Raw genomic sequence first — 11,149 nt, forward strand, 5'->3', positions numbered from 1 at the left:
GCCGCGCCGCACCGCGCGGCGCACCACTGGAGAACTCATGACCCACGCACCATCCGCCCCGACCTCGCCGCGAGCCCGCTCCCCGCGCCGCCGCCTCGCCGCGCTCGGCCTCCTCGCCGCATCGGCGCTCGCGCTGACGGCCTGCTCGGCGGTGATCAGCGACGACGAGCGATCCGGATCCGGCGCCGCGCCCGAGGGCGCCGGCCCCGCGACGACCGAGGCCGCGTTCGATCTCACGACCGCGAACCTCGACACCCGTCCGCACATCGAGGCGATCCCCGAGGCCGTCGAGGCGCTCGAGGCGAGCGGGTTCGAGCCGGTGCAGCCCGGGCGGCTCACCGTGGCGATCCTCGGCGCCGGAGCCCCGCCCACCTCGTTCTTCGCCGAGGACGACGCTCAGACGATCATCGGCAGCGACGCCGACTTCGCGTCGCTCATCTCCGAGGGGCTCGGGCTCGAGTACACCCCCGAGAACGTCGCCTGGGCCGACTGGCCGCTCGGCGTCGAGTCGGGCAAGTACGATCTCGCGCTCATCAACATCGGGGTCACCGAGGAGCGCAAGGAGCTTTTCGACTTCGCCACGTACCGCGATGCCGTGATGGCGTTCAGCGTCGCCGCCGACTCCGAGATCTCGGAGATCGCGGAGCCCGCAGACGTCTCGGGCCTGCGCGTGATCGTCGGCAGCGGCACCAACCAGGAGCAGTACCTGCTCGACTGGTTCGCGCAGAACGACGCGGCCGGCATCGACGCGGGCGAACCGGTCTACTACGACGACTCGGCGGCCGGGCTGCTCGCACTCACCTCGGGGCGGGCCGACGCGAGCATCGAGCCGTACGCGCTCGCCGCGTTCCGGGAGCAGACGCTCGGCGAGACCCGCATCGTCGGCAAGTTCAACAGCGCCTACCCCGTCGACGGCCAGATCGGTGCAGTCACGGCGAAAGGCAACGGTCTCGTCGAACCCGTGCAGCTCGTGATCGCGTCGCTCATCGAGAACGGGCAGTACGACGCCGTGCTCGAACGGTGGGGGCAGACCGAAGAGGCCGTACCCGCGTCGCTCATCAACCCGCCCGGGCTGCCGAAGCCATGAGCCCGTCGCAGCGATCCGCCGCCGCAGCCGTCTCCGTCGTGTGCATCGGGGCCGGGCCCGCAGCGATCATGATGCTCGAACGCCTGGCGGCGAACCACGCGCACCGCGACCCCGAGCAGCGGATCGACGTGCGCCTCGTCGATCCGCACCGCCCCGGCGGCGGCCGCATCTGGCGGCGGGATCAGTCGCCCCTGCTGAAACTGAACTCGATGCTCGAAGACGTCGCCTGCTTCACCGACGCGTCGAGCAGCATCGACGGCCCCGTCGCGCCGGGCCCCTCGCTCGCCGAGTGGGTGCGCGCCGTGCGCGCGGGGGAGATCGCGGTGCCCGACTGGGCCGATTCCGCACTCGAGCGGGAGATCGCGGAGATCGGGGACCGCGACTTCCCCACGCGCCGCCTCAACCACGCCTACCTCTCGTGGGTGTTCGCGGAGACGGTGCGGCGCGCCTCGGGCCGAGTTTCAGTCGAGTGGGTGAGCGACACCGCGGTCGCGGTCGAGCGGGCCGAGCCCGCGCCGGGGCAGCGCGGCGGCGGGGCGGAGCGCCAGATCGTGCGCCTCGCCTCGGGCGACGCGCTTGCCGCCGACATCGTGATCTTCGCTCTCGGGCATAACGGCACCGAGCCCTCGCCCGAATCCGTGCGGCTCGCCGACTTCGCCGCCGCGCACGGTCTCGAGTACGTCGCACCGGCGTTCACGGCCGACCTCGACCTCGACCACCTGCCCGCCGGTTCCGATGTCATCGTTCGCGGCATGGGGCTCGCCGCGATCGACCTCGCGGTGATGCTCACCGGCGGCCGGGGCGGCCGATTCGAGACCCGTCCCGACGGCATGCTCCGCTACGTGCCGAGCGGGCGGGAGCCCTTGCTGCACCTGGGCTCCCGCCGCGGCGTGCCCTACCGCTCCAAAGTCACGAGCCGTCTGGTGGGCGAGCCCGTCGCGCTCGAATATCTGGGCGACGCGTTCCGAGATTCGCTCGCCACTCGCCGAGAACCGCTCGATTTCGCCCGAGACGCATGGCCGCTCGTCGCTGCGGAACTGCTCACCGGCTACTACCGTGAGCTCTTCACCGGGCACCCGGCGCGAGTGACTGCACCGTGGCAGCACTTCGCTCCCCGATTGCGGGCGGTGCTCGCTCGGCCGGGCGGGTTCGCATCGCGCGAGCTCGCCGAACTCGTGCGGGCGCACGTGCCCGATCCCGACGACCGCTTCGAGCTCGCCTCCTTCGATCGGCCACTGGGGTTTCCGCCTGAGGGTTTGGAAGCCGTCGCCGCATCGGGCACCGTCGCGGCCTCGGGCGTCGACTCCACCCCCGGATCATTCGCCTGCGACGCGGTGCAGCAGCGCGTGCTCGCGCACATCGCCGCGGATCTTCGGCTCCGCACCGACCCGGATCACAGTGCGTCGCAGGCGCTGTTCATGACGGGTCTCTTCGCGTTCCTCGCGCTCGCCGAGGTTCCGCCCGAGCTGTGGAACGCTCGCAGCCGCACCCGCGACCTTCCCGGGCGCTGGTTCGCGTACTTCAGCTACCTCGCGAGCGGGCCGCCCGGGCACCGTCTCGAAGAACTGGTCGCGCTCGCGGAATCGGGCGTCGTGCGCTTCCTCGGAGGGAACGTGCAGCTGGAAGCGGACGCGGAGCGCGGCGTGTTCACCGCCTCCGGAGCGGCGGTCGTGCCTCACGCGGCCGGCGGAAGACCGGGCACGGCAGTCGCCTCGGTCAGCGCGCGCACGCTCATCGACGCGTGGCTGCCCGAAGCTCGGGCGTCGCGCAGTGAGAACCCGCTGCTGCGCCAGCTCGTCGAGAGCGGTCAACTTCGCGAGCTCACCGTCGTCGACGAGACCGGCGTCGAGGGAACGGGCCTGATCGAGGTCGGGCCGGGCGGGCGCGTGCCCGGATCCTCCCGGCAGTTCGCGTTCGGGCCGTTCGTCGCCGGACTCACCGGCGGCGCGTTCACGCGGCCGGGCATCGACGCACTGCCCTTCCGCGTTCACGACCGGGTCGCGCGGGCAGTGCTCGACGCAGTGATCGAGGTCGCCGCCGCGCCCTCCGCCGGTGCCGCTCCGACCGCCGCCGCACCGACCACCGCCGCCGCACCGACCGCCGCCGCACCGACCACCGCCGCCGATTCACCGCCGCCTCGTGGAGCGGGGTCACTTGCGGAGCGTGTCGCGCGCCGAAAGCCGGTCGACACACTCCGCAAGTGACCCCGCTCGCACAAAGGGCCGCGTTGCGAGGAGAATGAGGGCATGGCTCTCGATCACCCCGGCACGCTCAGCGGACGACTCGTCACCCTCGAACCGCTCGCCCTCGACCAGTTGGAGGGGCTCGCCGAGGCCTCCCGCGACGGTGAGCTCTGGAAGCTCTGGTACACGGCGATTCCGGCTCCCGACGAGATAGAGACCGAGATCCGGCGCCGTCTGCGGTTGCAGGAGGAGGGATCCATGCTGCCGTTCACCGCGCGCCGAAACGACACCGGAGCGATCATCGGCATGACGACGTTCATGAACATCGACGCGACCACGCCGCGGGTCGAGATCGGATCCACCTGGAACGCCCTCAGTGCGCAGGGGACCGGCACCAACGCGGAGTCGAAACTGCTGCTGCTGCGGCACGCCTTCGAGGTGTGGGGGTGCACCGCCGTCGAGTTCCGCACCGATCACAACAACCATCAGTCGCGCGCGGCGATCGCGCGGCTCGGCGCGAAGCAGGATGGCATCCTGCGCGCTCACCTGCGGCCCGCAGCCGGATACTTGCGCGACACCGTGGTCTTCTCGATCACGGAGCCCGAGTGGCCCGGGGTGCGGCTCGGGCTCGAGCACCGCCTCGCGCGCCGTCTCGCCCGGTAGGGCGGTTCAGGGGCGCGGCGGCCCCACGGCGACCGTGACGAGCGCTGCGATTGCATCGTCGTCGAGCGGTGAGCGGCTGAGCGCCCGCAGCAGGAGCGCCCCGACGAGGGCCTCGGAGATGTCGTCGATCGGCGCCCGCGCGGGCAGGTGCGGCTCGCTGCCGATCGCCGCCGCGAGCCGTGTGGAGAGTGCGCCCGACCCCGAGCCCGCAATGGCGTCGCGGAGACGCTGACCCACATCGGCGTTGTCGGTCGCCGCCGCGATGAGCGAGCGCACCAGGCCCTCGCCCTGGGGGCTCAGCAGCACGTCGCCGACGGCCCGCAGCCACGTCGTCAGGTCACGTCGCACATCGCCGGTGTCGGGCACCTCGAGCCGCTCGCCGAGAATCATGCCCTCCAGCAGGGCTTCGGCGATGATCGCGCTCTTCGACTTCCACCAGCGGTAGATGGTCTGCTTGCCGACTCCCGCGCGCGAGGCGATGCCCTCGATCGCCAGGTGGTCGTAGCCGCGCTCCGCGAGCATCTCGATGGCGGCATGCAGGATCGCCTGGCGTGCTGCCTCGCTGCGCACTGGGCCGCTGCGGGATGAGGCTGCCACAGGAACTCCATTCAGTAAAGACGAGACGGTCCGTGTTATCTTATCCCCTGCTGGTCGACGACGATGGCGGCCCGTCCTGTCGCGGCCGCCGCGCAGAATGGGAGATTGCATGGCCGAGTTGCTGCACCGCCTGGGAACGTTCGCCGCGAAGCGCGCCTGGACGGTGATACTCGCGTGGATCGTCATCCTCGGCATCGCCGTCGGCGGGTTCCTCGTCGGCTTCAAGGGCCTGAGCTCGAGCTTCGATGTACCGGGTACCGCCTCCGGCGATGTGCTCGAAGAGCTCGAAGAATCCCTCCCCGACTTCAGCGGGGCCTCAGGCACGGTCGTCTTCCACTCCGAGGACGGGGCGCCGCTGACCGAGGCCCAGCGATCCGACATCACCGCTCTGGCCGAAAGCGCGAAGGACCTACCCGACGTCGCGGATGTGGTCGATCCGTTCGAAGCGCAGCAGCAGCTCGAGGATCAGCAGCAGCAGATCGTCGACGGCCGTCAGCAGATCGACGATGGTCGCGCGCAGGCCGAGGCCGGGCAGCAGCAGCTCGACGCCGCACGAGCGCAGATCGCCGAGGGTCAGGCTCAGCTCGATGCCGCCAGCGCGCAGCTCGCGGCCGTCGAAATGCCCGAGGAGATGCGGGCGCCGCAGCTCGCCGCGCTCGAAGAGCAGCAGCAGCAGCTGGACGCCGGCAATGCCGAGCTCGACGCGCAGCAGGAGCAGCTCGATGCGGGGGTCGCGGAGCTCGACGAGAACCAGGCGAAGCTCGAGCAGGGCGCCGAGCTCGCCTCGTACGCCGAGGGCATCGGCGTGGTCTCCGACGACGGGGCCACTGCGCTCGTCAACGTCTCCTTCACCGAACCGCGCCTCGATCTCTCGCAGGAGACGAAGGACGCCGTGATCGAGCACTTCGAGGGAACGCCCATCGACGGGGTGCAGACCGCGATCTCGACCGACATCGCGCAGGGGGTGCCCGAGATCCTCGGCGTCGGCGAGGTGGTCGGCGTCGTCATCGCCGCCATCGTGCTCATCGTCGTGCTCGGGTCGATCCTCGCCGCCGCGTTCCCCATCGTCACCGCGCTCGTGGGCGTCGGCATCGGCGCGATGGCGACTCTCGCGTTCTCCGGGGTGACGCAGATGGCCTCGGTCACGCCCATCCTCGGCGTGATGCTCGGACTCGCCGTCGGCATCGACTACTCGCTCTTCATCCTGTACCGGCACCGCAAGCAGATGCTGCAGGGCGCGGGCGTCGTCGAATCGATCGGTCTCGCCAACGGCACGGCCGGCAACGCGGTCGTGTTCGCGGGTGCGACAGTCATCGTCGCACTGCTCGCGCTCAACATCACCGGAATTCCGTTCCTCGGTCTCATGGGCACCGCCGGCGCCGTCAGCGTCGCCGTCGCAGTGCTCATCGCGATCTCGCTCACCCCCGCGCTGCTCGGGCTCGCCGGCACGCGACTGCTGAGCAAGAAGGCGCGTGCGCGGGCAGAGCTCGCCGCCGCAAGCGAACCGGGCTCGGCATCCGACACCGATCGCGGCGTCAAGCCGATGACCAACCTGCGCGCCATCGTCACCGCGGTCGTCGCCACCGTTGTGCTGCTGGTCATCGCCATTCCGTCGATGTCGATGCGCCTCGGCCTGCCCGACGGGGGATCGGAGGCCGAGGGATCCACCGCGTACGAGGCGTACACGCTGACGAACGAGGCGTTCGGCGAAGGCGCGAACGGGCCGTTGCTCATCACCGCCGACCTGCCCGAGGGGCTCGACGACGACGGCGTGCTCGAGGCGCAGCTCGCAGTCGCCAGCGAGCTCGCCGCGATGGACGACATCACCGCCGTCGCACCGGTCGCCGTCTCCGACGACCACCGGCTCACCGCCTTCCAGGTCGTGCCCGCCGAAGGGCCCAACAGTCAGTCGACGGAGACGCTCGTGCGCGATCTGCGCGAGCTGCCGCCGGTCGACGGCGAGATCGCGCTGGGCGTCGCCGGGCAGGCCGCGATCAACATCGACATCTCCGAGGGGCTGCAGGAGGTGCTGCCGCTCTACCTCGTCGTGGTCGTGGGGCTCTCCTTCCTCATCATGGTGATGGTGTTCCGCTCCCTCCTGGTGCCGCTCATCGCGACCGGCGGCTTCGTGCTGTCGCTCTTCGCGACCTACGGAGCCGTGACGGCCGTGTTCCAGTGGGGCTGGGGCGCCGAGTGGCTCGGGGTGCACAACCCCGGGCCGATCCTGAGCTTCCTCCCGGTGATCCTCGTCGGCATCCTCTTCGGGCTCGCCATGGACTATCAGCTCTTCCTCGCCACCGGCATGCGCGAGGCCTACGCTCACGGGGCGCCGGCGAAGCTCGCGGTGGCTCAGGGATTCCGGGCCGGCCGCACCGTCGTCATCGCGGCGGCGATCATCATGGTCTCGGTGTTCGGCGGGTTCATCGCGTCGGATTCGGTGATGATCAAGTCGATGGGCTTCGGCCTCGCGCTCGGCGTGCTGCTCGACGCGATCGTCGTGCGCATGCTGCTCGTGCCCGCCGTGATGCACCTCGTCGGTCGCGGTGCCTGGTGGCTGCCGAAGTGGCTCGACCGCATCATCCCGAACGTCGATGTCGAGGGCTCGGCGCTGGAGCGCCGTCACCCCGTCCACCACTAGGCGGCGGGCGGGCGGCGCCGGCCGCCGCCCGCCCCGTCCGCCCCCGCCCCCTCCGCCACCACCCACCCACTTCTGCGAGCGGGGTCACTTCGGGAGTGTGTTGCAGCGTGACATGGGCGCAACACACTCCCGAAGTGACCCCGCTGACGGGGGGGGGGGGGCGAGCTCAGCGGAGACGCGAACGCGCCGACTGAATCGCGCCGGTGAGTGTCGCGAAGAAGCTGCGGGGATCGTCAACATCGGCATCCAGCGCCTGCAGCACCGTCCAGCCCGCTTCGATCATGCTGCGGCGCCGCTGCACATCGAAACGTGCTTGCTCGGCGCTCGTGAAGTGGTAGCGCCCCTCGTACTCGATTGCGATGCGAAGCTCCGGATAGCCGAGGTCGGAGTGAAAGGTTCGGTACGCGGTCGGGACCGGGCAGTTCACTGTCGGCTCGTCGAACCCGGCGGTGATCAGCGCCACCCGCAGGTGACTCTCCGGTGGAGAATCCACAGGCGCTCGGATGAGCGCGAGTGCTCGAGTCCTCAGTGGCGCTCCGAGAGTCGTGCGGTGACGATCATGAGCTCGGCGAAGGTCATCGATCGTGCAGAGCGGGATCGTGCGTTTGCCGCCAGACCCGGGAATGCGTTCGCCTGAGATGAGGAAGTCCCCTGCCGCGACGAGCTCGGGGAGAGTGGTGATGGGGCCCAACTGGCACCAGACATCGCTGGCCGAGGGAAGCGTGAGGCCTGCTCGCTCGGTCCACTGCAGTACTCCGCTTTTCACACGGTGTCCGTCGATACGCCGGTGACGGGGAGCACGTTGTGGCGAGAACGATGCGACGTCGACGAGCCCTCGGGGATGCGGAGAGCAGGGAATCTCGTGAACGATCGCTGCAGAGCGACGAGAGAGGAAGAACTCCTGCTTCAGCGTCATTCCGATCGCGATGCAGCGCTCCCGGTAGCTGAAGTCGTCGAATGCGAAATCGGGATGAAGCAGAAGACCTCGTCCGACCCGTCGAATGTCTCCCGCTCCGAGCCGCTTCGGATGAACGCCAGCCTGAATGAGCTCTGCGGTTCGGTAGGCCTGTGCAGGTGCGTGAATCGTGCGCCGATGTGACATGCAGCGAGCATCGCGCGTGCGTCGACGCAGTCGAGGACTCTACGGGAGAGCCGTGGACACACCGCCGATATCTCATTACGAGGAGCGCTGTGCACGAAGAAGCCGCGCGACGCTCACTACCTCCTCACAATCCTCGGAGCGGGGTCACTTTCGGAGTGTGTTGAAGCCGTTCGGCCACCAAACACGCTCCGAAAGTGACCCCGCTCGCAGATTTGGGCGTGCGGGCGGCGCCGCTAGCGGGTGAGGCTCGGGGCGCCGTGCGGGCGCGGGGCGAGGCGCTGCAGCTGGGTGACGTGCGCGGGCTCGAGCTCCGCGATCGAGGAGACGCCGAGCAGCTTCATCGTGCGCTCGATCTCGTCGCGCAGGATGGCGATCGTGCGATCCACCCCGGCGCGCCCACCGGCCATGAGCCCGTACAGGTAGGCCCGCCCGATGAGGGTGAACTTCGCGCCGAGCGCCATCGACGCGACGATGTCGGCGCCGTTCATGATGCCCGTGTCGACCATCACGGTCGCGTCGCGGCCGACCTCGCGCACGACCTCCGGCAGCAGGTGGAACGGGATCGGGGCCCGGTCGAGCTGGCGCCCGCCGTGGTTCGAGAGGATGATGCCGTCGACGCCGAGGTCGGTGAGCTTCGCTGCGTCCTCGACGGTCTGCACGCCCTTCACCACGAGCTTGCCCGGCCACATCTCGCGAATGACGGTGAGGTCGTCGTAGCTGATGGTGGGGTCCATGGCGGCGTCGAGCAGTTCGCCGACCGTTCCGCCGGTGGTGGAGAGGGACGCGAATTCGAGCTTCGGCGTGGTGAGGAAGTCGATCCACCACCACGGGCGGGGAATCGCGTTGACGATGGTGCCGAGCGTGAGCTGGGGTGGGATCGAGAATCCGTTGCGCTTGTCGCGCAGGCGGGCGCCGGCGACGGGGGTGTCGACGGTGAACTGGAGGGTGTCGAAGCCGGCCTCGGCCGCGCGGCGTACGAGCCCGTACGAGATCTCGCGATCCTTCATCACGTACAGCTGGAACCAGTTGCGGCCGTGCGGGTTCGCCGCTTTCACGTCCTCGATCGAGGTGGTGCCGAGGGTGGAGAGCGTGAACGGGATGCCCGCCGCGCCGGCGGCCGAGGCACCCGCGCTCTCGCCCTCGGTCTGCATGAGGCGCGTGAAGCCGGTGGGGGCGATGCCGAAGGGCAGAGCGGAGGATCCGCCGAGGATCTGCACCGAGGTGTCGACGTTCGCGGCGGGCTTCAGGATGCCGGGGTGGAACTCGACGTCCTCGAACGCCTGGCGCGCGCGCCCGAGCGAGAGCTCGCCCTCGGCGGCGCCGTCGGTGTAGTCGAATGCCGCCTTGGGCGTGCGGCGCTTCGCGATGGCGCGCAGGTCGTTGATGGTGAGCGCGGCATCGAGTCGGCGCTTCCTGCCGTCGAGCTCGGGGCGCTTGAACTGCATGAGCTCGAGGAGCTCGGAGGGCTTGGGAAGTTGACGCTTCATCTGGTGTGCCTCTCGGGGTGGGAATCAGGGCCGGCGGGACGGATCGGGACGCTACACCGCGTGGCTGGCGGGGGCGAGTGGCTCTCGCGTTTGCTCATCCTCGACGTGCGCGACGCGCTTGATGAAGAGCGAGGCGACGATCGAGATCGCGGCGCAGATCGCGACGTAGAGCGCGATCGGCCACCACTCGCCTCCGCTGATCTCGAGCAGCCAGGCGCCGATGAGCGGGGCGGTGCCTCCGAAGATGGCGGCGCCGAGCTGGTAGCCGAGGGAGGCGCCGGTGTAGCGCACCTCGGGTGCGAAGTTCTCGGCGATGAGGGTGCCGAGGATCGCGTTCACGCTGCCCCACAGGAAGCCGAATCCGAGAATCGTCGCGACGAATAGCGCCCACGTCTCGCCGGTGTTGAGGATGAGGTAATAGGGCACGACGAGCACGATCGTGGTGCACGCCGACCAGCGGTAGAGCGTCGCGCGGGAGATGCGGTCGGAGAGGCTGCCGAAAATCGGCATCCAGATGGTGGCGACGAGCGCGGCCGCGGCGACGGCGAGCAGTACGACGTTGTCGCGGGCCCCGAGGATGTCGGTGGCGTACGCGACGATGTACGTGCCGAAGATGTAGAACGGCCCGGTCTCGGCGGCCTTCGCGCCGATGGAGACGAGCACGGCGCCCCAGTGCTTCGTGACGACTTCCTTGATCGGCAGCTTGAGCCGGGCCCCGGTCTCCTGCACGCGCTTGAACTCGGGCGTTTCGTCGAGGCCGTTGCGGATCCACAGCCCGATGAACACGAGCACGATGCTGGCGACGAAGGGAACGCGCCAGCCCCACGTCATGAACTGGCCGTCGGGCAGCTGCGTGAGGAGGGCGACGACGCCGGCCGCGAGCAGCATGCCGAGGCTGATGCCCATCTGGGGCACGGCGCCGTAGAGGCCGCGGCGGTGCTTGGGCGCATATTCGTAGGCGAGCAGCAGGGCGCCGCCCCATTCGCCGCCGATGCCGAGGCCCTGGAGGATGCGGAAGCAGATGAGCAGGATCGGCGCGGCGACGCCGATGGCGGCGTAGTCGGGCAGCAATCCGATGGCGACGGTGCCGCCGCCCATGAGCGTGAGCGTGATGAAGAGCGTCTTCTTCCGGCCGATGCGGTCGCCGATGTGGGAGAAGAGGATGCCGCCGAGGGGGCGGAAGAAGAAGGTGAGCGAGAACGAGACGAACGCGAGCATGGTCGACACGAACTCGTTGTCGCTCGGGAAGTAGAGCTTGTTGAAGACGAGCGCGGCGACGGTGCCGTAGACGAGGAAGTCGAACCACTCGATCACGCTGCCGCTCAGGCTGCCGAGGAGGACGCGGTAATTGATGCCGGACGCCTCATCGGGCCGGACTGCGGGGGTCGTCAT

At 69.7% G+C, this 11,149-nt stretch carries 8 protein-coding genes; 4 read left to right on the top strand and 4 right to left on the bottom strand.

The window, feature by feature from the left end; all coding sequences use genetic code 11:
* The first annotated feature begins 37 nt into the window (after positions 1 to 37).
* Genes PQI23_RS03680 through PQI23_RS03690 form a run of 3 tightly spaced genes read left to right on the top strand, consistent with a single transcriptional unit; the run spans position 38 to position 3,933 of the window.
* Positions 38 to 1,087, top strand: a complete 1,050-nt coding sequence (locus tag PQI23_RS03680) for a transporter substrate-binding domain-containing protein (protein ID WP_339971633.1) — start codon at positions 38 to 40, stop codon at positions 1,085 to 1,087.
* Positions 1,084 to 3,291 carry an FAD/NAD(P)-binding protein gene (locus tag PQI23_RS03685; RefSeq protein ID WP_339971635.1) on the top strand — a complete coding sequence of 736 codons (2,208 nt, stop codon included), beginning with the start codon at positions 1,084 to 1,086 and terminating at the stop codon, positions 3,289 to 3,291. The genes PQI23_RS03680 and PQI23_RS03685 overlap by 4 nt, the downstream gene beginning before the upstream one ends.
* Before the next feature lie 42 nt (positions 3,292 to 3,333).
* Positions 3,334 to 3,933, top strand: coding sequence for a GNAT family N-acetyltransferase (locus tag PQI23_RS03690; protein WP_339971636.1), 600 nt, complete (start codon positions 3,334 to 3,336; stop codon positions 3,931 to 3,933).
* A 6-nt stretch (positions 3,934 to 3,939) separates the two neighbouring features.
* Here PQI23_RS03690 and PQI23_RS03695 read toward each other — a convergent pair whose 3' ends face one another.
* Positions 3,940 to 4,530: a TetR/AcrR family transcriptional regulator gene (locus PQI23_RS03695; protein ID WP_339971638.1), complete on the bottom strand. Its 591-nt coding sequence runs from the start codon at positions 4,528 to 4,530 to the stop codon at positions 3,940 to 3,942.
* 109 nt (positions 4,531 to 4,639) lie between these two features.
* Between PQI23_RS03695 and PQI23_RS03700 the strand changes: the two genes are divergently transcribed.
* Positions 4,640 to 7,168, top strand: a complete 2,529-nt coding sequence (locus PQI23_RS03700; protein ID WP_339971640.1) for an MMPL family transporter — start codon at positions 4,640 to 4,642, stop codon at positions 7,166 to 7,168.
* 166 nt (positions 7,169 to 7,334) lie between these two features.
* Here the strand turns inward: PQI23_RS03700 and PQI23_RS03705 are convergent, their stop codons facing one another.
* From PQI23_RS03705 to PQI23_RS03715, 3 genes are all read right to left on the bottom strand, one after another.
* Positions 7,335 to 7,631, bottom strand: a complete 297-nt coding sequence (locus PQI23_RS03705) for a hypothetical protein (protein ID WP_339971642.1) — start codon at positions 7,629 to 7,631, stop codon at positions 7,335 to 7,337.
* 872 nt (positions 7,632 to 8,503) lie between these two features.
* The gene (locus tag PQI23_RS03710; RefSeq protein ID WP_339971644.1) at positions 8,504 to 9,757 is read right to left on the bottom strand and encodes an alpha-hydroxy acid oxidase; all 1,254 of its coding nucleotides are present in this window, start codon (positions 9,755 to 9,757) and stop codon (positions 8,504 to 8,506) included.
* 51 nt (positions 9,758 to 9,808) lie between these two features.
* Positions 9,809 to 11,149 (bottom strand): MFS transporter, encoded by a 1,341-nt coding sequence (locus PQI23_RS03715; protein WP_339971646.1) that lies wholly within the window; start codon positions 11,147 to 11,149, stop codon positions 9,809 to 9,811.

This window comes from Leucobacter sp. USCH14, assembly GCF_037619215.1.
GTDB lineage: Bacteria > Actinomycetota > Actinomycetes > Actinomycetales > Microbacteriaceae > Leucobacter.

Excerpts from the sequence above, each read along its gene's own strand:
- PQI23_RS03680 (WP_339971633.1), top strand. The coding sequence starts at position 38 with ATGACCCACGCACCATCCGCCCCGACCTCGCCGCGAGCCCGCTCCCCG.
- PQI23_RS03685 (WP_339971635.1), top strand. The coding sequence starts at position 1,084 with ATGAGCCCGTCGCAGCGATCCGCCGCCGCAGCCGTCTCCGTCGTGTGC.
- PQI23_RS03690 (WP_339971636.1), top strand. The coding sequence starts at position 3,334 with ATGGCTCTCGATCACCCCGGCACGCTCAGCGGACGACTCGTCACCCTC.
- PQI23_RS03700 (WP_339971640.1), top strand. The coding sequence starts at position 4,640 with ATGGCCGAGTTGCTGCACCGCCTGGGAACGTTCGCCGCGAAGCGCGCC.
- PQI23_RS03710 (WP_339971644.1), bottom strand. The coding sequence starts at position 9,757 with ATGAAGCGTCAACTTCCCAAGCCCTCCGAGCTCCTCGAGCTCATGCAG.
- PQI23_RS03715 (WP_339971646.1), bottom strand. The coding sequence starts at position 11,149 with ATGACGACCCCCGCAGTCCGGCCCGATGAGGCGTCCGGCATCAATTAC.